Annotated in this window: 19 protein-coding genes; 8 read left to right on the forward strand and 11 right to left on the reverse strand. The window is 65.7% G+C overall.

All coding sequences use genetic code 11. The features are described 5' to 3' along the window. Positions 1-85 precede the first annotated feature (85 nt). Together MOK15_RS07890 and MOK15_RS07895 are read left to right on the forward strand one after the other, a co-directional pair. A complete protein-coding gene (locus MOK15_RS07890; protein ID WP_242931095.1) occupies positions 86-901 on the forward strand; it encodes a peptidylprolyl isomerase in 816 nt (271 codons plus the stop codon). Further along, the gene (locus MOK15_RS07895) at positions 885-2,018 is read left to right on the forward strand and encodes a HupE/UreJ family protein (protein ID WP_242931096.1); all 1,134 of its coding nucleotides are present in this window, start codon (positions 885-887) and stop codon (positions 2,016-2,018) included. The genes MOK15_RS07890 and MOK15_RS07895 overlap by 17 nt, the downstream gene beginning before the upstream one ends. Here the strand turns inward: MOK15_RS07895 and MOK15_RS07900 are convergent. The 10 genes from MOK15_RS07900 to MOK15_RS07945 form a co-directional block, all read right to left on the reverse strand. Beyond that, complete coding sequence (locus MOK15_RS07900) at positions 1,952-2,653, reverse strand: S8 family serine peptidase (protein WP_242931097.1); 702 nt, start codon at positions 2,651-2,653, stop codon at positions 1,952-1,954. The two genes, MOK15_RS07895 and MOK15_RS07900, sit on opposite strands and share 67 nt — an antisense overlap. Continuing rightward, positions 2,646-4,349, reverse strand: a complete 1,704-nt coding sequence (locus MOK15_RS07905; protein ID WP_242931098.1) for an ABC transporter ATP-binding protein — start codon at positions 4,347-4,349, stop codon at positions 2,646-2,648. The genes MOK15_RS07900 and MOK15_RS07905 overlap by 8 nt, the downstream gene beginning before the upstream one ends. 160 nt (positions 4,350-4,509) lie before the next feature. Next, complete coding sequence (locus tag MOK15_RS07910; protein WP_242931099.1) at positions 4,510-5,502, reverse strand: hypothetical protein; 993 nt, start codon at positions 5,500-5,502, stop codon at positions 4,510-4,512. Next, on the reverse strand, positions 5,499-6,590 hold the full coding sequence (locus tag MOK15_RS07915; protein WP_242931100.1) for a hypothetical protein: 1,092 nt from the start codon (positions 6,588-6,590) through the stop codon (positions 5,499-5,501). The genes MOK15_RS07910 and MOK15_RS07915 overlap by 4 nt, the downstream gene beginning before the upstream one ends. Positions 6,591-6,598: 8 nt before the next feature. Further along, entirely contained in the window at positions 6,599-6,952 is a 354-nt protein-coding gene (qhpC, locus tag MOK15_RS07920) for a quinohemoprotein amine dehydrogenase subunit gamma (protein ID WP_242931101.1), read from the reverse strand. Further along, entirely contained in the window at positions 6,949-8,397 is a 1,449-nt protein-coding gene (gene peaB / locus MOK15_RS07925; RefSeq protein WP_242931102.1) for a quinohemoprotein amine dehydrogenase maturation protein, read from the reverse strand. Before peaB ends, qhpC begins: the two co-directional genes overlap by 4 nt. Then, complete coding sequence (gene peaA / locus MOK15_RS07930; RefSeq protein WP_242931103.1) at positions 8,394-10,121, reverse strand: quinohemoprotein amine dehydrogenase subunit alpha; 1,728 nt, start codon at positions 10,119-10,121, stop codon at positions 8,394-8,396. The genes peaB and peaA overlap by 4 nt, the downstream gene beginning before the upstream one ends. Positions 10,122-10,253: 132 nt before the next feature. Beyond that, positions 10,254-11,726, reverse strand: coding sequence for an agmatinase family protein (locus MOK15_RS07935; RefSeq protein ID WP_242931104.1), 1,473 nt, complete (start codon positions 11,724-11,726; stop codon positions 10,254-10,256). 16 nt (positions 11,727-11,742) lie between these two features. Continuing rightward, the gene (locus MOK15_RS07940; RefSeq protein WP_242931105.1) at positions 11,743-13,092 is read right to left on the reverse strand and encodes an agmatinase family protein; all 1,350 of its coding nucleotides are present in this window, start codon (positions 13,090-13,092) and stop codon (positions 11,743-11,745) included. Next, complete coding sequence (locus MOK15_RS07945) at positions 13,092-14,576, reverse strand: agmatinase family protein (RefSeq protein WP_242931106.1); 1,485 nt, start codon at positions 14,574-14,576, stop codon at positions 13,092-13,094. The genes MOK15_RS07940 and MOK15_RS07945 overlap by 1 nt, the downstream gene beginning before the upstream one ends. A gap of 325 nt (positions 14,577-14,901) precedes the next feature. Here MOK15_RS07945 and MOK15_RS07950 point away from each other — a divergent pair, with 325 nt between their 5' ends. The 3 genes from MOK15_RS07950 to MOK15_RS07960 all read left to right on the forward strand — a co-directional run bounded on the left by MOK15_RS07950 (position 14,902) and on the right by MOK15_RS07960 (position 19,328). Then, positions 14,902-17,337: a TonB-dependent receptor gene (locus MOK15_RS07950; protein WP_242931107.1), complete on the forward strand. Its 2,436-nt coding sequence runs from the start codon at positions 14,902-14,904 to the stop codon at positions 17,335-17,337. Between the two features lie 103 nt (positions 17,338-17,440). Next, positions 17,441-18,331 carry a DMT family transporter gene (locus MOK15_RS07955; RefSeq protein WP_242931108.1) on the forward strand — a complete coding sequence of 297 codons (891 nt, stop codon included), beginning with the start codon at positions 17,441-17,443 and terminating at the stop codon, positions 18,329-18,331. Positions 18,332-18,392: 61 nt separating this feature from the next. Continuing rightward, positions 18,393-19,328 carry a cupin-like domain-containing protein gene (locus tag MOK15_RS07960; RefSeq protein ID WP_242931109.1) on the forward strand — a complete coding sequence of 312 codons (936 nt, stop codon included), beginning with the start codon at positions 18,393-18,395 and terminating at the stop codon, positions 19,326-19,328. A 13-nt stretch (positions 19,329-19,341) separates the two neighbouring features. On the opposite strand, the gene MOK15_RS07965 is transcribed toward MOK15_RS07960, so the two are convergent. Next, positions 19,342-19,830: a chorismate mutase gene (locus tag MOK15_RS07965; protein ID WP_347567185.1), complete on the reverse strand. Its 489-nt coding sequence runs from the start codon at positions 19,828-19,830 to the stop codon at positions 19,342-19,344. On the opposite strand from MOK15_RS07965, the gene MOK15_RS07970 reads away from it, so the two are divergent. The 3 genes from MOK15_RS07970 to hrpB all read left to right on the forward strand — a co-directional run bounded on the left by MOK15_RS07970 (position 19,724) and on the right by hrpB (position 24,243). Further along, positions 19,724-20,764, forward strand: a complete 1,041-nt coding sequence (locus MOK15_RS07970; protein ID WP_242931111.1) for a polyprenyl synthetase family protein — start codon at positions 19,724-19,726, stop codon at positions 20,762-20,764. The genes MOK15_RS07965 and MOK15_RS07970 overlap by 107 nt on opposite strands. A gap of 136 nt (positions 20,765-20,900) precedes the next feature. Beyond that, complete coding sequence (locus tag MOK15_RS07975) at positions 20,901-21,680, forward strand: TSUP family transporter (RefSeq protein ID WP_242931112.1); 780 nt, start codon at positions 20,901-20,903, stop codon at positions 21,678-21,680. 46 nt (positions 21,681-21,726) lie between these two features. Next, entirely contained in the window at positions 21,727-24,243 is a 2,517-nt protein-coding gene (gene hrpB, locus MOK15_RS07980; protein ID WP_242931113.1) for an ATP-dependent helicase HrpB, read from the forward strand. The last annotated feature ends 33 nt before the right edge of the window (positions 24,244-24,276 follow it).

Consider the following 24,276-nt stretch of genomic DNA (forward strand, 5'->3'; position numbering starts at 1 on the left):
CCCCGTATGCGTCATTTGACGTAGGCCAAGGTCAGCCGCTTCCCCGTAAAAATGCCGCATGAACATAGCGGCAGCGACCAGGACCATGATGTCAGGACAGCGCATCCATCCGATGCGGCTGGCGGGCCGGATCGTCCGCGATCCGCTGTTCGCCTTTCTGGCTGTCGGCGTTGCGCTGTTCGGCGGTTATCAGATCGTCCAGCGGCTGGAAAAGCCGCCCATCCTCTTCACGCCGGAGATCGAGCAGGCGCAGGTCGCCGATTTCGAGACGCTGACCGGGCGCAAGGCCACCGCTACCGACCGCGCCAGGCTGAAAGCCGACTATATCGCCGAGGAACTGCTGTTCCGCGAAGCGATCGATCGCAACATGCACCTGACCGATGGCGAGACGCGCAAGCGGCTGGTGGACAAGGTCCGCTACCTGATCGCCGGCGCTCCGCCCGAACCGAGCGAGGAACAGTTGGTCAATCATTATGCGGATCATCTGGACCTCTACCGCGCCGAGCCGCGCACCAGCTTCACCCAGATTTTCCGCCAGCAGGAACCCGCCGATGCGGCGCTGTTGCGCGCGCAACTGAACGCTGGTCAGGCGATCGGCGGCGATGATTTCTGGCTGGGCCGCGATTTCCCCCGCTATGGCGATTCGATGGTGCGCGGCATTTTCGGCCAGCCCTTCGTCGATGCGCTGAAAGACGCGCCCGAAGGCCGCTGGATCGGCCCGATCCAGTCCCCGCGCGGCTGGCATTTCGTCCGGAAGAGCGAACGTATCGCATCCGCCATGATCCCCTTCCCCGCGATCAAGGATCAGGTGCGCCAGGATTATATGATCGCCCACAGCAATGCCGCGATTGAGCAGGCGGTCGGCAAGCTCAAGGAGAAGTTCGATGTGGTGGAAGACTAGGCTCAGTTTCTTGCAGACGGAAGCATGGTGTTCCCCGGCGGAAGCCGGGGTCCAGTTTCGACCGCAGAACTGGACCCCGGCCTTCGCCGGGGAACATGCCAATCAAGACAAGATATGGTCCAGACTCTGCTTTGGACTCGCCTCCCTCCTGCTCGCGCTCGCCATGCTGTTGCCGGGGACGGCGATGGCCGACATCTTCCTGTCCGCCGACTTCGCCCTGACCCGCGGCGAAGACCCGAACACATATGAATTCACCGCCGCCGTGCCGGAAGCCGTCGGCCAGCCCGCGCCGATCACCCTGCCCGACGGCTGCCGCCAGAGCGGCATGAGCCGCCAGACCAGCGGCGGCCGCGCCCAATATGCCTATGAACTGGCCTGCGACCGCCCATTCGCTGCCGGCGACATGATCCAGACGCCTTGGAAGGCGGACGGCGGACGTTTCGTCACCAATGTCATGGGCGCGCAGATCGACCGCAGCCTGACCGGCGACGCCAGGGGCATATCCGTGCCGGTCGGCGAAACCATGGCGCAAGCGCGACCGATCTCCCGCATCGCACCGGAATTTCTGCAACAGGGCGTGCTGCATATCTGGCTGGGCTGGGATCACCTCGCCTTCGTCCTTTGCCTGGCGCTGCTGGCGCGCGGGCGGCAATTGCTCTGGCTGGTGAGCGCCTTCACCGCCGGCCATTCCATCTCGCTGGCCGTCGCCTTCTTCGAACTGGTGCGCGTGCCGGTGCCGCCGGTCGAGGCCGCCATTGCCCTGTCCATCGCCTTCATGGCGCGGGAAGCCCTGCTGGTCGACAAGGGGGAACAGGCCTTCGCCTTCAACCGGCAACTGATCGTCGTGTCGCTGTTCGGCCTGCTCCATGGGCTGGGCTTCGCGACGGCGCTGGGCGAACTGGGCGTGCAGGCGGGCGAGAAGCTGCCGGCGCTGGTCTTCTTCAATATCGGCGTGGAAACGGGGCAATTGCTGTTCGTCGGGGCGATCATGGCGACGCTGGCGGGGTTGCGCGCCGTGTCGCTGGCCACGCCAGTCCGCGCCGCCGCGCTCTACGCCGTGGGCGCGATCGGCTGTTTCTGGATGGTCGAGCGGGTGATGGGGTTCGGGATCGCCTGACCCAGATAGCGGGCGATTTCCGGTCGCCCGCCGCGGGCCAGCAGGCCGCTCATATTCGCGACAGCGAAACTGACACCTTGAAGATTGCGCCGCTGCGGCACACCGGGGATCGGCCGGGGGTGGCCGGAGGCATGGAACAGGCCATCCCGCACTTCATAATGGTCGCGCGGGCAATCCCAGTCCAGCGACACGCCCAGCACCTGGCGCAGGCTGCCCGGATAACAGGGCGCGCCCTCCGCCTCATGCGCAGCGACGATCAGCACGCCTGCCGCCTGCGCCCGGTCGGCCGCTTGCGCAAACAGGTCACGATGCGCCGGGTTCATGCTACCAAGGCTGAGGTTGATAAGATCGACCCGCGCCTCGATCGCCCAGTCGATCGCGCTCACCAGCGCCCGCGCGGTCGTGCGCAGCGCATCATGGAAAACCCGGATCGGCAGGCACAATACGTCCGGCGCCTGGTCCTGGATCGCAGCGGTGACGGCGGTGCCGTGGCCGAGGCGATCGCCGCTGTCCATGTCGTTGACGGAGCCGTCCCCGGCAATGGCGATCCCCGGCAGCAGCCGCGCGGCATCGATATGTGGATGCGCCGGATGCACGCCACTGTCGATGACGGCGATGCGGATGGGGTCAGGCATGAACCACCTCTGCCCGCAGCGTCATTTCCGCTCGCCCCTGCTCCAGCCGGACGATACAGTCCGCCATCTTTGCCAGCATCGGCTTGTGGGTGATGACGATGATCGTCGCATCGGGCAGCGCCCCGCGCAACCGCCCGGCCACAAGCTGTTCGGTCTCGCCATCCAGCGCCGATGTCGGTTCATCGAGGATCAGGATGCTCGGCCGCCGCAGCAGCGCGCGCGCCAGCACGACGCGCTGCCGCTCGCCCGCCGACAGGGCCATGCCGCGTTCACCCGCGCGCGTCTCATAGCCATCCGGTAATTTGGCGATGAAGCCGTCCAGCCCCGCCGCATGGGCCGCCACCTTGATCTGCGCTTGCGTCACGTCCGGCATGGCAAAGCCGATGTTCGCCGCGATCGTATCGTTGAACAGATAGGGCGCCTGATCGACCAGGATGATCTCCCGCCGCAGATCGTCCAGCCGATAGACACGCAGATCGCGGCCGTCGATCAGGATGCGCCCGCTATCGGGATCGAGATAGCGCACCATCAGGTCGGCCATGGTGGATTTGCCCGCGCCGCTGGGACCCAGGATGGCGCACAGGCTGCCCGGTGCGATCGCCAGGTCGACGTCGCGCAGCACCGCGTCGCGATCATAGCGCATCGCGACGCGCTCGAAGCGCAATTCCCCGGCACGCGCCAACGGCACGGCGTCGGCACGCTCCATCACATCGGGCTTTGTGTCGAACAGTTCGAAGATACGCCCCAGCGACACCCGCGCCGACGCCAGTCCCGACGTCAGCCCCATCAGCGTCTGGATCGGCGAGAGCAGCCGCATATGATAGGTCATGAAGGCGACCAGCGTGCCGATGCTCATGCCGTCCTCTATGATCCGCCAGCCGCCATAGAGGATCACCGCCGATGTCGCCGCCGTCATCAGCGTGCCGGGCAGCGCGCCGGTCATGAAGGAGGCGACCTGCATCCGCAGCATCGACGCCACGAAGGCGTCGTTCTTCGCCTTGAACCGTCCCACCTCATGCTCGCCCGCGCGCAGGGAGGCGATGACCCGCATCCCCATCACCGTGTCGACCAGCAGGCTGCCCAGGTCCGCGCCCCGCTCCCGCATGTCGCGGGTCAGCGCGGTCAGGCGGCGCTGATAATAAGCGAAAGTCGCCAGGCTCGCCGGCACCAGCACCACGCTGACCAGGAACAGCCGCCAGTCGAGCCAGAGCATCATCGCGACGCAGCCGACGAAGAACAGCAGGTTGCTGACCACCGACAACAAGGTATCGGACGCGATCCGCTGCACGTCGCTGACGTCACTGTTCATTCGGGAAATGAGGTCGCCCAGCCGGAAGCTGCCATAGAAGCGCGGCGACAGGGTCTGGAGGTGCCGCAGCAAGGCCGCGCGAATGTCATAGAGCATCGCGGCGGAGAGTGCGACATAGCGATAGCTGGCGAGGATGTTGACGCCGAACCCGGCGATGGTGACGCCAATCATGATCGCGGCGATCCGAACCAGCGCCCCCATGTCGCGCTTGAGCAGCGCCTGATCGATCATCAGCTTGGACAGATAAGGTTGCGCCAGCCCCAGCGCGGTCGAAAGCAGGCTGATCGCCAGCACCACCAGCAGCGCGCCGCGATAGGGTTTGAGGAAGGGCGCCAGCCGCCGGTAGGTGCGCCAGTCGGCGACGGGCGGCGGGATTGGAGCGGTCACGCCGCGTCTCTCCCTTCCGAGATAGAGAATGCGCAATTTTCTTTCGTCGTCCCCGCGAAAGCGTGGACCCAATGCGCCATCGGCACGGCAGCCGCGTGTCGAGACATGGGTTCCCGCTTTCGCGGGAATGACGATCTATGGGCGAAGGACGCTCGAAGGCTCACGCCGCCGCCTGCCTTGGCGCCAGGCGAAAACCGTCGAGCCGGAAGCGCGGCTCCGGCAACTTCGCCAGCAGCCCGGTGCACCAGTGATGCCCCGCCATCAGCGCGTCCTGCTGCGCCCGCCACCAGTCACCCTGACCGCCATTGGCGTAGAACTGCGCGCAGAGCAGCAAATGCCGCCGCATCGCCGCGATCAGCATGGACTGATAATGGGTCAGCAACGCAGCCCGGTCGCCGCCCTCGGTTATGGCCGTGACGACCGCCGCCGCCAATATCGCCTCGCGCACCGATTGCGCGATGCCGTCGCCGCAGATCGGGTCGAAGCCCAAAGCCGCCGTGCCGCACGCCAGCCAGTCCGTGCCATGCAGCGGCAGATGCAGGCGCGGCGCGGCGAGGAAAGGCGTGGACGCCGTCCCCACACCATCCACCACCGGCGCGATCAACGCGCTCTGCCCCAGCAGCGCGTCGATCGAACCGCCGACCCCCAGCAGCCAGCCTTCCCCCGCCTCCGCCGGCACCAGGTAGAGCCAGCCGTCTGCCACCGCTTCGATCCGCGCCTCTTCCGCGCAGGCCGGATCGCGCAGCTTCACCTTCGCCGCCACAGCATCCCGCTCGCCGAAGAAGCGCATTTCCCCCAAGGGCAAAGGTGACGCGGTATGGACCGTGAAGTCTGTGGGGCCAACCACCGAATCAGCGACCGCAGGCAAGGCCGCCTGCACGGCTTCTTCCGATGCCAGCGCTGCGCCATGCGGCACGACCACCGGCGGGCCGCCCCAGGCGACCACCCGTCGCTTGACGCGCGGGCGGTCGGAAAAAAGGTCCGGCCGATCGAACACGCCGCGGATCAGGCTCAGGGCCGGATCGCTGAGCATGATGGTCGGCACGGACGGGCGGCGGACTTCCTCGATTGCGACCCGAAGGCCCGCGCTACCCAAGAGATAGGCACATCCTCTGGCGGCTATGCCGCTGCCCCGGATGGCGATGGTCGTCATTCCACCGCAACCATGCCCGCGCCGGTGGTGTCGTTGCCCAGGTCCCAGGTGGCTTCCAGCTTCAGCGTCCTGGCGTCATAGACTTCCACATCATAGCTAGCGCCGTAGATATAGAGCTTGGTCCCATCCATCGACATGCCGAAGCGGAAGCGGGAACGGCAGGGGAACTCGGCCTTGTCCACCACCGCATTGGTCGTCATGTCCATGTGCCAGAATTCGCAGCGCTTGTTGCCCAGCTTGCCGTTGGTGACGACGGTATAGGCCTGTTTGCCGTCCGGCGTCATTTGCAGCCCGGCCATATTGTCCGGCGCGGGGCCGATCGGGGTGAAGTCGAACTGCCGGCTGTTGAGGTCGAAGCGGGCCAGTCCGAACATCTTGTTGTGGATATAGGGGTCGGCCGCGTTGAACAGCGACACGAACTGGCCCGGCGTGCGGATCGTGTCGATCGCGCCGCCGAAACCGACATTCTCCAGCCCCGTGCCCTCCGGCTTGGCCAGGTCGATCCGGTCGATGACCTTGAGGTCGGCAAGGTTCAGGATCAGCACCTTGTCGCCGAACAGGTAGAGATATTTCCCGTCCTGCGACACTTTATAGGCGGCGCGATATCCGCCCCCGGCCTTCTCGTCTTCCTTGTCGATCTCGGCGGTGCGCACGACCTTCTGCAGCTTGAGGTCGATCACGCCGTACATAGGCTTGCTGACCTTGTAGCGGTCCACTTCCTTGTCGAAGCGGGTGATGACCGTATAGAAATAGCGGCCGGTCGGGTCCGCCGCCCCGCCCCAGAAACGATAGCGGGTAACGCCGTCGTTCAGGCTGAACTTGTTGACGACCTTGCGCGTCGCGGTGTCGATCACCTCGATCCCGCTGGTGGTGATGGTGGTGACGTAGATGCGCTTGCCATCGTCGGACAGCAGCATCGACGTGGGCAGGCCGGTGTCGAGCTTGATCTTGCCCGTGACCGCCGCCTTGCCCTCGTCGAAGATCAGCAACTGGTCAGGATAGGACCCCATGAACAGGGTGGCGGCGGACGCCGGAAGCGCAGCCAGAGCGGCAAGCCCGGCGGCGAACAGGGTGCGGAATGTCGGCATGGCGCGCCTCATGGGAAAACGAGGTCGAGGTTGCGCCAGTCCTTGGTGGCCGTGGCGCAGTTGCTGGCCCAGTCGGGCGAATAATTCACATGGTCGGGCACCTGCACCGGCCAGAAGCAGGTGACGTAGCAGTCGTAAATGTCGCGTTCGACCGGCTGACAAAGCCCCGCCGTGCCACCGCCCGCATCGACTTCCCAGCCGGGCGAGAAGGACAGGGTGCAGCCCATCGGCACATGCGGGCGCGGCTGTTGCTGGAGGGCGACGACATCCTCCTCCATGTCCGAGGGCGTTGCAGCCTCGATCTGCGCCACCGCCTCGCCGATCGCGCGCGCCTTTTTATTGATGGCACGAAGATGCTTCATGACAGGCCCTTTCGTTCAGCGAAGCGTTCGAGGAAGCCGGGATTCTGCACCGCCAGCACGCCGTAGATGCGCAGGCAGGTGTCGGTCCATTGCCGTATCCAGTCGCAATAATGGAGGTTCGCATGGCCGGTGTCGCCATAGCGGACGAAGGCTTCATGATGGCATCCCCCCGCGCAGAGCGGCCGCGCCCAGCAGCTCTGGCAATCATATTTCGCCTCGACATGGCCCTTGGCCAGAAACGCGCCCTGCTTGGCGCGGTCTATGCCGCTCGACACATGGCCCATCGTGTGGGTGTCCGCGTCGGTGAAGCGGTGGCAGGGCGACAGGTCGCCCGACGGGCTGACGCCCATAAGGCCCAGCCCCGCACCGCATGGATGCGATTTGTTGACGCCGGAAATCAGTTCACTGATCGTCTCGCTGACATTGGTGAAACCATGGGATTCCCCGCGAAGGGCATATTCCAGCCATTCCTCCGCCAATATGTTGAACTGCGCCAGCACGCTGTCCATGCCATTGTCGTCCAGCGAATAGGCACGCTCCTCGCCCGTCGTCACCGGCGCGAAGCCCACTTCGTGGAAACCCAGATCATCCTTCAAATGGCGGAAGATCCGCACGACATCGGTGACGCCTTCGGTCAGCGTCACGCGCGCAGTGATGGCGCGGGTCTTGTGATGCGCGATCAGCGTGCGCAGGCGCGGCTCGATCACCGCATAGCTGCCCTTGCCATTTTTATAGACGCGATGCTTGTCCTGCACGTCTGGCGGGCCATCCATCGACACAGTGACCCCCACCCGGTTGTCGGACAGGAAGGTGACGATCTCGCTCGTCAGCAAGGTCGCGTTGGTGGTCAGGCTGTAGGTGATCGCCTTCCCCGCCGCCGCCGTCGCTCCGTTGGCATAGCCCACCACGTCGCGCAGCAGCTTGAAGTTCATCAGCGTCTCGCCGCCGAAGAAGGTGATATGCACCGCCTTGCGCCCCACCGCTTCGTTGATGAGCAGGTCGACCGAGGCTTTCGCCGTCTCCAGCGTCATATATTTGGGCTTGCCCGCCGGGGTAGCGATCTTGTCGGCGCCAAATTCATAGCAATAGGTGCAGGCAAGGTTGCACTGGTTGGTGACGTTCAGCACCAATGCCTGGAGCGGGAAATCGGCGGGCGGCGCCTGCGGCATGACCGGGGCCGCCGCGCCAAGCTGGATCAGCCGCGCCGCGCGCAGTTCGCGCACCAGCGCTTCGGCTTCATCCGGGTCGGTGCCATCGCTCGACAACTCCCGCACCAGCGCGGCATGGGTCAGTTGCTGCCCGTCCAGCCGCGCCAGCACCGCGCGCACGTCCGCGTCGATCTCGAAGATCGCGCCCGCGCTCACCAGATAGACGAAGTGGCTGCCGCTCGCCTCAAAGCCATGATATTCGGCCCGTGCGTAAGCGGGCGCCTGCATGACGGTCATCGCGACACCTCCGGTTGATCCCATTTCTGATAGGCGGGCACGGTCACGACCATGTAGGATCGGGCGCTCAGCGCTTTGCCGAACTTGTCCTTCTCATGTCTGGCGGTCGCGACGACCCAGACCTCGCCATAATTGTTGCGGCCGAAACGGCGTTCCGGGTTCGGGCCTTCGGCCGCCGGGGTGAAGAAAGCGGTAGGGCTGAGCGCGCCGACATATTTGGCGTCATCGTCATAATAGACCGACATGAATTCCTGCATCGCCCAGTCGGCCTCGACCGGTCCCACGGCGATGTCGTCCGGCGTATTGGGCTTGCCGTCGAGGCCGTTTTCGTATCCGATCGCCTCGAACTGCTGATAGCCCTTGGGGAATTTCACCCCGCCCAGCCGCGCCAGCGCGGTTTCGGGCGTCGCCTTGATATAGTCGATCTTGTGGAAGACCGGGAAGGCCTGCTCCAGCACCGCCCCGGCAATGGCGACATCGCGCTGCCCCGACGCCGCGCCCGGCGCGACATCGGCGACCAGCACCAGCTCTTTCGGACTGGCCGACACGACCTTCGTGACGGTGACGCCCGCACCCAGATCGATGTCGGCGGCGCTGGGCGATACGGGCAGATTATGGCCCAGGATGCGCAGTTGCACCCCCTTCGTCCCCGCCTTCACCGGCCCCGGCGTCACCGCCAGGATCGCGGGCGCGGCTGTGGCGCGCACCAGCTGCACATCATAGCCGAATTCCTGATAGTCGCCCCAGAACCAGCGACCCTGCGCGCTCTGCTGGTCGGGCGCGAACCACATCGCCTCCCGCGCCGCGCTGCCAAAGTCGTCGGGCTTGGCCGCCGTCGCCCCCTTGGACGAACCGCGCCAGCTATAACCGGCATAGACGATACCCGTGCCGCTGCGGCTGATCGCGCCGCCATCGGTCAGCGACCGGAGCGTCGCGGTTGTGCTGAACTCGTCCGCAGCCTTGCCCGGTGTGACGTTCATCTCACCCACGAACTTGCCCTTGCCCGGCACCGACGCGACCACCAGCCATTCGCCCGCCAGGCGCGGAATGCGCTGCCGCGCGCTCCAGGCGGCCCATTCGGGCGTGTGCAGCCCGGCCACCTTGGGCAGGAAGGTCAGCGCATAGTCGCCGCGCGTCAGCTTGTCCTTGGGATCGCGGCCAGCAGGCTGTTCGCTGTCCTCGGCGGGGCGGCGATATTGGGCGTCGGCCTGCGAATAGAGGGCGACATGCAGATCCTGGAGCGTCTTCCATTCCAGCTTCGACCGCCGCCAGGACATGGGTTGCGCATAGCTGTGGCAGCTTGCGCACGCCCCGCGCATCGTCTCATTGGGAATGATCGTTTCGTCGATGATCCGCTTTTCGGGCAGATACATGACCGTCCGCGCTTCCTCCGGCGCCAGTCCGTGCGAGGCGGAGAGCGACTTGACGATCGACCGGCTTTCCTCCGGCGTGATGGAGAGGCCATTCAGGCGCACCATCCGCTTGATCGCCTGCGCCCAGCCCTCCGGCGTGGTGCGGACCCAGCTAATGCGTGAGAGATTGCCCTTGTCGTCGCCGGTATGGCAGCTTCCGCACTTTTCCTTGACCAGCGGGTCGGCGACAGGGATGCCCGCTTCCGTTTCCTTCATCGTCGCGCCATCGGGGCCGCCATCTGCCTGCGCGAACACGACCGACGCGGAAAACAGCGCCAACAGGCCCAATTTCGAGACGGGAAGCCGCTTCACCCTATATGTCCCCCTTGGCGCCCGGCCTTTTGCCTTGGGCGCGCGTCGAAGCCTAGGCGGACGCTCGCGGCGCGCCATTGCCCAAATGACGTATGGCCTCATGACAATCCGCCATGAGAATCTTGACGACTGTCAGGATTTCTTTTTCGGGCCGTAATAATCGTCCTGCCCATGGTCGGACGACACCGGACTCCAGTAGCGCGGCGGCAGGCCCTTCTTGCGCATGGCGATGCCGGTCAGGCAGGCGTTCAGCAGATAATTGCTGTTGAGCGCGGTCTTGTAACTGGTGTCCAGATAGGGCGCGACTTCGACGATATCGATGCCGGCAATGTCATTCTCCGCGCAGAGCCGCCGCATGATCGGCTGCGCTTCCCGCATCGTCAGGCCACCGGGGACCGGCGTGCCGGTGCCAGGCATGAAGGCCGGATCCAGCACGTCGACGTCGAAGCTGATCCACAGCTTCTTCGCGTTCTGGCGCGCTTCGGCGATGGCGCGGGCCATCACCTTGTTCCAGCCCCATTTCTCGACCTCGACCATCGTGTGGTAGCGCATCCCCTTGTTGCGCATCCATCCGAACGTCTCCAGGTCCGGGCCGCGCGCGCGCAGGCCGACCTGGATATAATCCTGGGGCCGCACATGGCCTTCATGCAGCACGCGATAAACGGGCGAACCGTGCGTGATCCAATGCACCCCGTTGCGGCCGACATCATAATGGCTGTCGAAATGGATGACGCTGACATTGCCCTTGCCATGCACGTCGGCGGCTGCGGCGACATTGGGATATTCCAGGCTGTGATCGCCGCCGATCACGATCGGGATCGCGCCGGTCTGGGCGATCTCCCGCACCATCTCGCGCACATGGGCGACGCTGCGTTCGGTGCTGTTCTGGTCGATGGCGATGTCGCCATAATCGACAATCTCCAGCGCGGAACTGGGGTTTATCATCGCATACATGTCGTTGCCGCCTGCCCCGCCGGTCATCCGCAGCGCACGCGGCCCGTCGATCGCATTGCGCCAGCCCGACCCCATGTCGAGCGGCGCGCCGACGATCGCGACATCCACCTTCCCGGCCTTGAGGTCTTCGGGCGTCATCGCCACCGGCGCGCCCGCGAAGGTGGCGAACCCGCCGCGCCGCCCGCCGATATAGCGGCCCAGGTCCATCGGACCTGCCTCACGCTTGGGGTCCATCACCAGCGGGCGCTTCGCCTTCCAGGCGTTGAACCAGGCCGATCGGGTATCGAGCGGAATGGTCTTGGCGTCGCGCCCTTCCTTATACTCGACCTGCGCATGGAGCGCGGCGATCGCGTCGATATAGGCCGCCAGCTCCACCGCAGGCAGGGTTCGGATGCGATCGAACAGCACATCCTTCTCGACATAGCGACCGGTGCGCCCTTCCTTGATGAGGGCCACCTTCTCCGGCGCGATGCCGGACAGTTTCGCCACGACATCGGCGGGCAACATGATGGGCTTGGGTTCGCCCATGATGTCCGCCTGCGGGATGGACGGCGGCGGGTTGGGCGTGTCGAAGCTATTGCCCGCCACCACCGAAGCGGCCGCAGCCACTGCCGCCATGCTCCACCCGCTTATCGCACTGATCGATGGCATGACGGCCCTCCCTTGTTCAGCGCTTGGCGGTCTGGACCGGCGCCACGCCCGTCTTGCGCATCGCGATGCCGCTGAGGCAGGCGTGCAATATGTAATTGGCGCTCATCCGGCTGACATAGGTCGGGTCCAGGATCGGCGCGGCGTCGAGCAGGTCGAAGCCCACCACCTTGGTCTGCGCGCATAGCTGCCGCACCATCGGGATCGCCTCGCGCATGGTGATGCCGCCCGGCACCGGCCGCCCTGACGCGGGCGCATCGCCCGGATCGAGCACGCTCATATCGAAGGAGATGAAGATATTCTCCGGCCCCGTCTTCAGGCCCGCGATCAGGTCGGTCGTGACCGCCTGCCACCCCTTTTCCTGCACGGCGGCGGTCGGGACGATCTTCGCCCCGGCATCGGTCAACCGCTTCTGTGTCGCAGGCCCGGCGTCGCGCCCGTGCAGGCCGACCAGCGTCACGTCACTGCCGCGCAGCAGATTCTGCTCCAGCAACCGGGTCAGCGTCTGATTGTCCGAAATCAGATGATCGCCATCCAGTTCGGCATCGGCATGGGCGTCGAACTGCACCAGCGCGACCTTGCCCGCGCCATAGGTGTCGACCATCGCCGCCACGTCCGGGAACATGATCGTATGGTCACCGCCGACGATGAAGGGCACCACGCCCACGCTCGCCATTTCGGCGATCATCGCGCGGATATGGTCCAGGCCCCGGTCGGGCGCCATATAGTCGGGGGAAAGGTCGCCATAGTCAGCGATCGAGAGCACCAGCCCCGGATCGATCCCGCCATCGGCATCCGCGCCGACCAGCCCGTCCATGCCGCGCAGCGCCATCGGCGCGTGCTTGGCGTCGCGCCAGCCCGATGAGAAATCAAGCGGCACGCCGACGAAGGCGACCTCCACCTTGCCCGCAACCAGATCCTCCTTGCGGATCGCGATCGGCGCATCGGCGAAGGTCGGGATGCCGCCCTTCTGGAACATGTAACGCTTCAGGCTGAACGGGCCATCATCGCGCTTCCGCTTGTCGAACATCTTGGGCCGCAATGTCGTACCCGCGTTCCAGCCCCGCGCCTGCGGGTTGAGCGCGATTTCGGCCGGGTCGCGACCGGCCTTATATTTGCTGTCCTCGACCACCGCCATCAGTGCGGTCGCATAGGCGTCGACATCCGCCGCCGACCGGCCAGCCAGCGCGACCTGCAATTTCTCCGGCGTCAGGCCGAAGCGTTCCAGCGTTGCAACGTCGGACAGCAACGCCTTCTTCTCCGCCGACAGGCTAGCGAGCGGGTCGCCCTGCGCCAGCGCGGGACCGGACAGGATCGCAAGGGCGAGGCAAGCGGCGGCGCTGCGCGCCAGCAAGGTGGAGCGTGCCATCAATTCTTCTTCCCATAATAGGCGTCCAGGCCGTGATCGACGGACACGGGGTTGAGATAGCCGGGCTTCAGCCCCTTCTTGCGCATGGCGATGCCCGCGAGGCAGGCGTTCAGCAGGAAATTGCTGTTGAGCGCGGTCTTGTAACTGGTGTCCAGATAGGGCGCGACTTCGACGATATCGATGCCGGCAATGTCGTTCTGGGCGCACAGGTTGCGCATGATCGGCTGCGCTTCCCGCATCGTCAGGCCGCCGGGGACCGGCGTACCGGTGCCGGGCATGAAGGCCGGGTCCAGCACATCGACGTCAAAGCTGATCCACAGCTTCTTGGCTTTCTCCCGCGCTTCCTTGAGCGCGCGCGCCATCACCTTGTCCCAGCCCCATTTCTCGACCTCGACCATGGTGTGGTAGCGCATCCCCTTGTTGCGCATCCAGCCGAAGGTTTCGAGGTCGGGACCGCGCGCGCGCAGGCCGACCTGGATATAGTCGCTGCCGCGCACATGGCCTTCGCTGATGACGCGATAGACCGGCTGGCCATGATCGAGCAGATGTACGCGCCCGCGGCCGATGTCATAATGGCTGTCGAAGTGGATGACGCTGACATTGCCCTTGCCATGCACGTCAGCTGCCGCCGCAACATTGGGATATTCCAGGCTGTGGTCGCCGCCGATGACGATCGGGATCGCGCCGGTCCGGGCAATCTCCCCCACCATCTCACGCACATGATCGACGCTACGTTCGGTGCTGTTCTGGTCGATGGCGATATCGCCATAATCCACGATCTTGAGCGCGGCGTTGGGGTTTATCATCGAATACATGTCATTGCCGGCCGCGCCGCCGGTCATGCGCATCGCGCGCGGCCCGTCGATCGCGTTGCGCCAGCCCGACCCCATGTCGAGCGGTGCACCGACGATCGCCACGTCGACCTTCCCGGCCTTCAAATCCTCCGGCGTCATCGCCACCGGTGCGCCCGCGAAGGTGGCGAAACCCCCACCATAGCCACCGATATAGCGGGTCAGTTCGATCGGGCCGGGATCGCGCCTGGGGTCCAGCGCGGCGGATCGCTTCACCTTCCAGGCGTTGAACCAGGGTGATCGCGTGTCGAGCGGGATAGACGCCAGATCGCGCCCGGCCTTGAACTCGACCTGCGCGTGCAGCGCCTGCATCGCGTCGATATAGGCGCTGATCTCCTGCACGCTGCCCTTGCGGATGCGATCGAACAGCGCGTCCTTCTCGACATAGCGGCCGGTGACGCCGCTTTTCAGGAAATCGACCTTCGCCTTGTCCACCCCGGCCAGCTTTGCCTCGACATCCTTGGGCAGGTCCAATGGCTTGGGACGGCCCATATCGTCTTCCAGCGGCGTCTGCATCGCAGGCGTGGCGGCGTTGCGATCGGGCAAGCGGGGCGGCGACACGCCCGCGACTGCGGCGCCGATCGCCGCGACCCCGGCCATGCTCCATCCAGTGATGGCGCTCATTGACGGCATGTCATTCTCCGGCCCGGTGAAGGGGCATAGACGTCAGGAAAGAGGGCAGGAAATCCTGCTGCTTGGAACAGGGGTAAGCGGACGGCGCACCGCACCCCAATGGGGCATTTGACGTAGGACAGGCCCATATCGGGAGAGACGGACAGGCTACGTCAAATGCCCCATGTTTGACCGGCTGCACGGTCCATAGCCTCCCCGCCATGCCAGAAAAATACGAGGCGGCAGCCCATGCCGCCCGCAGCGCCATTGCCGTACCTCAAGGACGGGATGGCCGATCCGGGAGGGGGGGCATGGCTGGGAAGACATTGGAAAAAAGGGGAACACCATGTCGTATCGCGCAAGACTGAAACTGGGGCTATTGTCCGCGACGATCATATCCGGCGCGGCAACCGCCACGCCCGCCTCGGCGCAAACCGCCGCAGCCGAAGCGGAAAGCGACATGATCGTCGTCACCGGCACCCGCCGCAGCACCACGCTGATGGAAACCCCGATCAATATTGCGGCCATCGGCGCGGCGGAACTGGCGGCCGAACGGCTGGACGACGTACGCGACCTGGGCGCCTTCACCCCCGGCATCACCGTCACCGACACCGGACCGCGCGGCGCGGCGACCATCGTCATGCGCGGCCTGTCCGCCGACGATAGCGGCGCGTCCGGCAACAATTACGACAATGCCATCGGCACCTATCTGGGCGAAATTCCGCTCTATCTCGATTTCAAGTTCATCGACATCGAGCGGGTCGAAACGCTGCTGGGGCCGCAGGGCACGCTCTATGGCCTGGGCACGCTGGCGGGCGCCATCCGCTACATCCCGAACCGGCCCGATCCGACGAAGTTCAGCGGCGAAGTCCATGGACGCGCCTATGACGTCGCCCATTCGAAGGGCGTCGGCTATGTCGGCGACGCGACCCTCAACATTCCGATCATCAAGGACGTGTTGGCCTTCCGCACGGCCACCGGCTATTATTATGATCCAGGCTTCATCGACTATCCGTTCCTGGTAAAGACGCCCGGCGTGTCGCTGGCCCAGCCCGGTGGGCTGAACAATCCGACCGGCAGCGATGCGGACAAGGACGCCAATTTCGCCGGCAAGAAGGATCTCAACTGGGAAAAGACCTTCACTACCCGCAACCAGCTCGGCATTTCGGTCGAGAATTTCAACGCTTATCTGACCTACGCCTATCAGAAGACCCGCACCGGCGGCCGTCAGGCCACAGGCGGCGGTGTGATTGGCGAGGGTAAATATGAAGCGCCATGGCGCTATGCCGAACCCTCGACCCGCAGGTCGCAGCTCATCAGCCTGGAAATGGAAGCGCAGTTGGGCGACGTAGCGCAGGCGGTCTGGGCCAGCGCCTTCACCAAGACGAAGAACAATACGGTCGGTGACGTCACCGACCTGTTGCTCGACCTCGACTATGATTATGAACTGTTCCCGGCCTTCGCGGGCTACACGACGGGCATCAACACCCGCAAGCAGTTCAACCAGGAAATCCGCCTGGTTTCCACCCATGGCGGGCCGTTCAGTTGGGTGCTTGGCGGCTTCTACAACAGCATGAAGTTCCGGTCCGACAGCGTGGAACGCCTGCCCGGCTTCGCCGAGTTCGCCGCCTCGCCTACAGGCAGCGATATCTATGGCGGTTTCTACGATGGCCTGGTCCGTCCCGATGGCGCAGAATATGTGTCCTTCACCCGGTCGAAGACCGACGAGCAGGCCGTGTTCGGCGAACTGACCTTCAAACCGATCGAACAATGGCAGATCACGGCGGGCGGCCGCTATTTCCGCTACGACACGTCGATCACCGGCGGGTCGGACACGCCGATGACCCGATCGGGCCGGCGGCGGATGCCCTATCCCAGCCTGACCATCGACCCGTCGCGCGTCCGTAGCGGCCAGGCCGGGGACGATGGCTTCGTCTGGAAATTCAACACGTCGTTCAACTTCACGCCCGATCTCATGGCCTATGCCACTTATAGCAAGGGCTACCGGATCGGCGGCGTGAACCGCGTGGTGCCGTGCATCCAGCCGCTGCCCCCAGGCCAGAATCTCTGCGCCCTGCCTGACGAGCTGACCTTCGGCCCGGACAAGGTGAAAAATCTGGAACTGGGTGTCCGCGCGCAACTGTTCGACCGGCGTCTGTCCACCAGCCTCTCGGTCTTCCAGGTGAAGTGGGATGGCATTCAGTTGGCCAGTCAGACGGTCAACGGCGCCATCGGCATCACCGCCAATGGCGGCAAGGCCAAATCGCAAGGCGTCGATTTCACCTTCAATGCCCGCATCACCGACCAGTTCACCATCCGCGGCAACTATTCCTATCTGGATGCGAAGCTGACCGAAGACGTGCCGGGCCTGCTCTCCACCGCGGATGGCAGCGCCGACCTGTTTTCGGGCGATCGCCTGCCCGGCTCCGCCAAAAATTCGGGTGCGGCCTCGGCCGTCTATATTGTCCCGATGGGTGACAATGATTTGCGCCTGAACTGGACCGCCACCTATACCGGCGGCATCCTGACCCGCCCGGGCGCGCGCGGCGGCGGTGAACGACTGCCTTCCTATGTGATGCACCGTGCATCGGTGACGTACAGCACGGACGTCTGGGAACTCAGCCTGTTCGCCAACAACATCTTCGACAAATATGCCATCACCGGCGTGTCGAACGACCTGACCCGTTACGGCCAGGTCAACGATGGCGTCATCTATCGCGGCTATGCCCGGTCGGTCGCGCAGCCACGCACCATCGGCCTGGAAGGCCGCGTGAAGTTCTGATTGCACGAAGGGAGAAAGAAGGGGCGCCCTCCCGACAGGGAAGGCGGCCCCTCTTTCCTGCCTCGCCTCGACATCGCCCGGCCGTTCGGCCAAAGGCGGCGCTATGTTCGGCCTGCTCGCTTCCATCCTCTTCGTCCTGATCTGGTCCACCGGCTTCATCGTCGCGCGCGCCCTGGTGCCGCACGCGGCGCCGGAACTGGTGCTGGCGATACGCCTCAGCATCACGACGCTGCTGCTGGCGGGCGCAGCCACCTATGCGCGGCAGATCTGGCCGAAGGGGCGGCGGCTGGGCCTGCATCTGGGCGCGGGCGCGATGCTGCATGGCCTGTATCTCACCGTCAGTTGGTGGGCGGTGAGCCATGGGATGCCGGCCGGGATCATGGCGCTGCTGGGGGCGACCCAGCCGCTGATGGTGGCAATCGCAAGCGTCGCGTTGCTGGGCGAAAGGCTGCCGTGGCGGGCCTGGGGCGGCCTTGCCATCGCGATCGCCGGGGTGGCGTGCGTGCTGCTGCCCGCGATCGAACGGAGCGGCGCGGGTGCGGTGCCGATGGTCCCGGCCGTGGCCGGCATCATCGCGATCTTCGCCATGACCGGCGGAACGCTGATCCAGCGAGGCGCGATTGCCGGTGACCCGATCTTGATGTCCGGCGCGGCGCAAAATCTGGGCGGCGCGCTGGTGGCGATCACCGCGACCCTGATCGTCGGGGAATGGCGTTGGGACAATGACCCCGTGCTGTGGATCGGCCTGGGCTGGTCGGTGCTGGGGCTGTCGGCGGCCGGCCTCTCCTTGCTCGTGTGGCTGGTACGGCATCAGGGACCGACCCGCATGTCGATGCTGTTGCTGCTGGTGCCGCCCCTCGCGGCGATCGAGGCATGGCTGCTGTTCGGGGAAAAGCTGGGGCCGGTGCAGTTGGCCGGATTCGCGCTGGCGCTGGGCGGCGTGCTGCTGGGACGGTCGCAGGGCAGGAAGGTTGAGGTGGCGGAACCGGCCTGAACCGTCACATAATCGTCATCGACCGCAACATCCCCGTCATGATGCGGCGCTAGAGGACAGCATGAGCAAGCGTCCACCGCCCCTTCCCGCCCAGGCCGCCGACATGCGGATGCAGATGGCCTTGCGACAGATCGGTTTCGGCGCGGCAGCACCCGCGCCGCCCAGGCCGCAAACCTCCGACGAAGCCCTGGCGCTCAAACGGCGCGACTGGCTGCTCGACGTGATGGAGCGGCAACGGGAGCTTTCCCCCTATGCGTCCGGCTTACTGACCGCGGAAAATCTGTCGGGTGAGGATTTTCTGCACAGCTTCTACGCGCCGGGCCGCCCGGTGCTGATAAAGGGCATGATCGCGGACTGGCCCGCGCTGGCGCGATGGACGCCCGATTATCTGGCCAATGCCATCGGCGACGCCATGATCGAATATCAGGGCGGGCGCAACGGCGCGGGCGATTATGAACTGGCGAAGGATCGGCACAAACATCGGGCGCCGTTCCGCGACTTCATCGCGCTGGCGCGAAGCGGTGGCAATGACGCCTATCTCACCGCCTATAACAGCGCGGCCAACGGCCCGGCGCTCAAACCGCTGGAGGCGGACCTCGGGGCGATCGACGCCTATCTGACGCGCGCGCCGGGAATGCTGTGGATCGGCGGCGAAGGCACGTTCACGCCGCTGCATTTCGACCTCACCAACAATCTGCTGGCGCAAGTGACCGGGACCAAGCGCATCATCCTGGTCCCGCCGTCACAGACGAAACGGCTGGCGCACCGGACCCATGTGTTCAGCGACGTGCGGGACGTGACCGATGCAGCGCAGCTCAAAACCTATCCGCAGGCGCGGGACATATTGCGTTACGAGGTGCTGCTGGCGCCGGGCGACCTGCTCTACATACCCCTGGGCTGGTGGCATCAGGTGCGGTCGGAAAGCTTCTCGACCATGCTGACCTATACCAGCTTCCTCTGGTCCAATGCCGGGCATGAGGGGTATCCGGCGGGATAGGCCACAGGGCCGGTCAGCCTTCCCGCAGCCGTTCGTGGTGGCGGATCACTTCATCGATGATGAAGCGTAGAAATTTCTCGGTGAAGTCCGGGTCCAGATTCGCGTCGAGCGCAAGCTGGCGCAGGCGGGTGATCTGGCGCTCCTCGCGGCTGGGATCGGCGGGCGGCAGGTCGTGAGTCGCTTTATACTCACCCACCGCCTGCGTGACCTTGAACCGCTCGGCCAGCATGAACACCAGCGCCGCGTCGATATTGTCGATGCTTTCACGATAGCGCTTCAATCTCTCGTCCACTTGGGCCTCCGGTTCAGATCGCGCGCTTTTTGCCCTATCCGGGCCTCCACGCAAGCTATTCCCGCTTGCCTTTAGCATTTTGCACCGCCACATGACGCAGGTCATGACAGCCCCCGCCCCCGGTAACGTCCATCCGATCGGCCACGCTTCGAGTGCCTCCGCTCGCGCGCCATCGCTCACGCCCATCATGAGCCTGGTCGCCGATGGCATGAACCAGGTCAACGCCGTCATCGTCGACCGGATGCAGTCGCGCATTCCGCTGATCCCCGAACTGGCCGGCCATCTGATCGCGGGCGGCGGCAAAAGGCTGCGGCCGATGCTGACGCTCGCCTGCGCCGACCTGGTGGGTTATGCGGGAAGCCGTCACTACAAGCTGGCCGCCGCGGTCGAGTTCATCCACACCGCCACGCTGCTGCACGACGATGTGGTCGACGGATCGGGACTGCGCCGGGGCCGCAAGACCGCCAACATCATCTGGGGCAACAGCGCCAGCGTGCTGGTCGGCGACTTCCTCTTCTCCCGCTCCTTCGAACTGATGGTCGAGGCGGAGTCGCTCAAGGTGCTGAAGATCCTGTCCAACGCATCGGCCGTGATCGCCGAGGGCGAGGTGAACCAGCTCACCGCCCAGCGCAAGATCGACACCAGCGAAGAGCAATATCTGGACATTATCGGCGCGAAGACCGCCGCCCTCTTCTCTGCCGCCTGCCGCATTTCCGCCGTGGTCGCCGACCGCGACGAGAGCGAGGAACATGCGCTGGACGTTTATGGCCGCAACCTTGGCATCGCCTTTCAGTTGATCGATGACGCGATCGACTATGAATCGGACGGCGCGACCATGGGCAAGAATGCGGGCGACGATTTCCGCGACGGCAAGGTGACGTTGCCGGTGATCCTGGCCTATGCGCGCGGCAGCGACGAGGATAAGGCATTCTGGAAGGCGGCGATCGCGGGCCACAGGATCAGCGACGAAGATCTGGCCCATGCCACCGGGTTGCTGCGCCACACCGGGGCCATCGCCGACACGCTGGCGCGCGCGCGTCATTATGGCCAGCGGGCGATCGACGCGCTGGGCATGTTCGATGCCGGCAAGGCGAAAGCGGCCCTTACCGAAGCGGTCGAGTTCGCTATAGCGCGGGCTTATTGAGGGGAAGGGCGACTTCGCTCGTTCTCCAGACCGTTCGCCCTGAACGAAGTCGAAGGGCCAAGCCGAGCGCAGCGAGGCACCTCGCTATGTTCGGTGGCGGGCTTCGACTTCGCTCAGCCTGAACGGAATATAATAATTGATCCTGTCCCCCGAAACCATCGCCTTCCTCATGGCCGCCGCGCTGATGGCGGGGTGCGTCGACGCGATGGCGGGCGGTGGCGGCCTCATCACCCTGCCAGCACTGATGGCGGCGGGCGTGCCACCGGTGCAGGCGGTCGCCACCAACAAGCTGCAAAGCTGCTTTGGCACGTTCGGCGCCTGCGTCGCCTATGCGCGGCGGGGGCATATGGACCTCAAAGCCTATAAGTGGCCCGTGCTGGCGGCCTTTGGCGGGTCGGTGGCCGGGGCCTGGCTGTTGCAGCGGGTCGACCCGTCGATCCTGGCCGGGTTGATGCCCGCGCTGCTGATCGCCATGGCCGCCTATTTCACCTTCTCGCCCAAGCTGGGCGACGCCGACCGCCATGCGCGGATCGGCATCGCCGGCCTGTCCGGCCTGATCGGCGTGGTGGGATTTTACGACGGCTTTTTCGGGCCGGGCGCGGGGGCCTTCTACACCACCATCTTCCTGGCGCTGGGCGGCCTGTCGATCCTGCGCGCGACGGCCCAGACCAAGGCGGCCAATTTCGCCAGCAACATTGCGGGCCTGCTCACCATGCTGGCGGGCGGGCATGTGATCTGGATCGCGGGGCTGGCGATGGCGGTCGGTAGCATCACCGGCGGGCAGATCGGGTCGTACCTCGCCATGCGTTTCGGATCGCGGCTCATCAAGCCGCTGCTGATCGTCATGTCGCTGGCGCTGACCACCAAGATGCTGCTGGACCCGAAAAACCCGATCCACATCTATCTGTTCGGCTAGGCGGCGCGCCTTGCACTCCACGCCGATTGGCGCGAGAGGAGCAGCAATGACCGCCCTGCCGATCCATGCCGTGCTGCCCGACCTGCTCGCCGCCTTGCGGGCGGGAAGCAATGCCGTGCTGGTCGCGCCGCCGGGCGCGGGCAAGACGACGGCGGTGGCGCCCGCGTTGCTGGACGAACCCTGGTGCAGCGGACAGGTGCTGCTGCTGTCGCCGCGCAGGTTGGCGGCGCGGGCGGCGGCGGAGCGGATCGCCGAGATGATGGGCGAGCAGCCCGGCGGCACGGTCGGCTACGCGACGCGCATGGACAGCAAGCTTTCGGGCAAGACCCGCCTTCTGGTCCTGACCGAGGGCATTTTCGTGCGGCGCATCCAGGACGATCCGGAACTGGCCGGTGTGTCGGCGGTGCTGTTCGACGAAGTGCATGAGCGCAGCCTGGACAGCGATTTCGGGCTGGCGCTGGCGCTGGACGCACAGGAAGCACTGCGACCGGACCTGCGCATATTGCCGATGTCGGCAACTTTGGATGGCGCGCGATTCGCTTCTCTCCTGAACGGCGCGCCGGTGATCGAGAGCGAGGGACGCATCCAGCCGCTGGAATTGCGCCATGTCGGCCGCGCATCGGAAAAGCGGATCGAGGATGAGATGGCAGCGACGATCCGCCGCGCCCTGACCGAGGAAGCGGAGGGCGACCTGCTCGCCTTCCTGCCCGGTGCGCGCGAGATCGAGCGGACGGCCGAGCGGATCGAGGGCGGTCCCTATGATATCCATATGCTGCATGGGTCACTCGACCCGGCGGCGCAGCGCGCCGCGATCCGCCCCTCGCGCGATGGTCGGCGCAAGGTGATCCTCGCCACCTCTATCGCGGAAACCAGCCTGACCATCGACGGCGTGCGGATCGTGGTGGATAGCGGGCTGGCGCGGCGTCCTCGCTATGACCGGGCGGCGGGCGTCACCCGGCTCGTCACCGAGCGGGCGAGCCAGGCATCGGCGACCCAACGCGCCGGGCGTGCGGCGCGGCAGCGGCCCGGCGTCGCCTATCGGCTTTGGGAAGCGGCGGCGAGTGCGGGAATGCCGCCCTTCGATCCGCCGGAAATATTGGAAAGCGACCTGTCCAGCTTGTTGTTGGACTGCGCGCTCTGGGGCGTGAACGATCCGACGTCGTTGCGCTGGCTGGATGTGCCGCCCGCCGCGGCGGTGGACGAAGCGCGCAAGCGACTGACCGTGCTGGAGGCGCTCGACGCGAACGGACGGATCACGCCGCATGGCAAGGCGCTGGCGAAACTGCCGCTCGCGCCGAGGATAGCCCATATGCTGGTGCGTGCGGGAGAAATGGGGCTGGCGGAAGTCGCGGCCGAGATCGCGGTGTTGCTGGGCGAGCGCGGAATTGGCGGGCAGGATACCGACCTGACCCTGCGCCGGCAGCGCTGGCGGCGGGAAAGCGGCAAGCGCGCGGACACGGCGCGAGGATTGGCGAAGAGGTGGGCGACCCTTCTTAAGCCCCTCCCTTCCAGGGAGGGGTTTGGAGTGGGTGCCTCCGCAGGAGGCTCGCTTCGCTCGCCACCCACCCCCGGCCCCTCCCTGGAAGGGAGGGGAGAAGAAGGGGCCGGCCTCTGCCTCGCCCTCGCCTTCCCGGACCGCGTGGCCAAGCGCCGCTCCGCCGACGGCGCGGACTGGACGAGCGTGGGCGGGCGCGGTTTCCGGCTCGATCCGCTGTCGCCGCTGGCACGGGAAGAATGGCTGGCCGTGGGCGAGGTGCAGGGCAGCGCGGCGGGTGCGCGCATCCTGTCGGCCGCGCCAATCAGCGAAGCCGATGTTGTTGTCCTGTTCGGTGTACGCATCGCGGAGCATCGCACGGTACGCTTCCGTCCCGCCAATGGCGGGATCGAGGCAGTTCGCGAGCGGCGGCTGGGCGCCGTGCGGCTATCCTCCGGGTCGGACGACAAGCCTGATCCCGATGCGGTAACAATGGCGCTGATCGACGGCGTGCGGCAGGGCGGCCTTTCTCTCCTCCCCTGGTCGGAGGCGGCGCAGTCGCTGCGGATGCGCGGCGGGTTCGCCGGTGTCGAGGCCTTGTCGGACGCTGCGCTGATGGAGACGCTCGACCAATGGCTGCCACCCCTGCTCACCGGCAAGCGACGGCTGTCCGATATCGACCGCTCGCAGCTTTCGGGCGTGCTGGAAGGGCTGATCGGCTGGGACGGCAAGAGCCAGCTCGACCGGCTCGCTCCACCCGACTTCCGGTCGCCCGCCGGGAGCAGCCATGCGATCGACTATGCGGCCGAAGGCGGGCCGCGGGTGGAACTGCGCGTCCAGGCGCTGTTCGGCCTCAATCAACATCCGGTCGTGGGCAGCCAGCATATCCCGCTCGTCCTGTCGCTCACCTCGCCGGCCGGGCGGCCGATCCAGACGACGCGCGACCTGCCCGGCTTCTGGGCGGGCAACTGGCGCGATGTCGCCAAGGAAATGCGCGGCCGCTATCCCCGCCATCCCTGGCCCGACGATCCAACCGCCGCCAGTGCCACATTGCGCACCAAAAACGCGGACGCTCGCCGCAACTCTTGACTTAACGGCGATCGCTGGTGCAACGCACAATGA

The organism is Sphingobium sp. BYY-5 (genome assembly GCF_022758885.1).
Classification (GTDB): Bacteria; Pseudomonadota; Alphaproteobacteria; order Sphingomonadales; family Sphingomonadaceae; genus Sphingobium.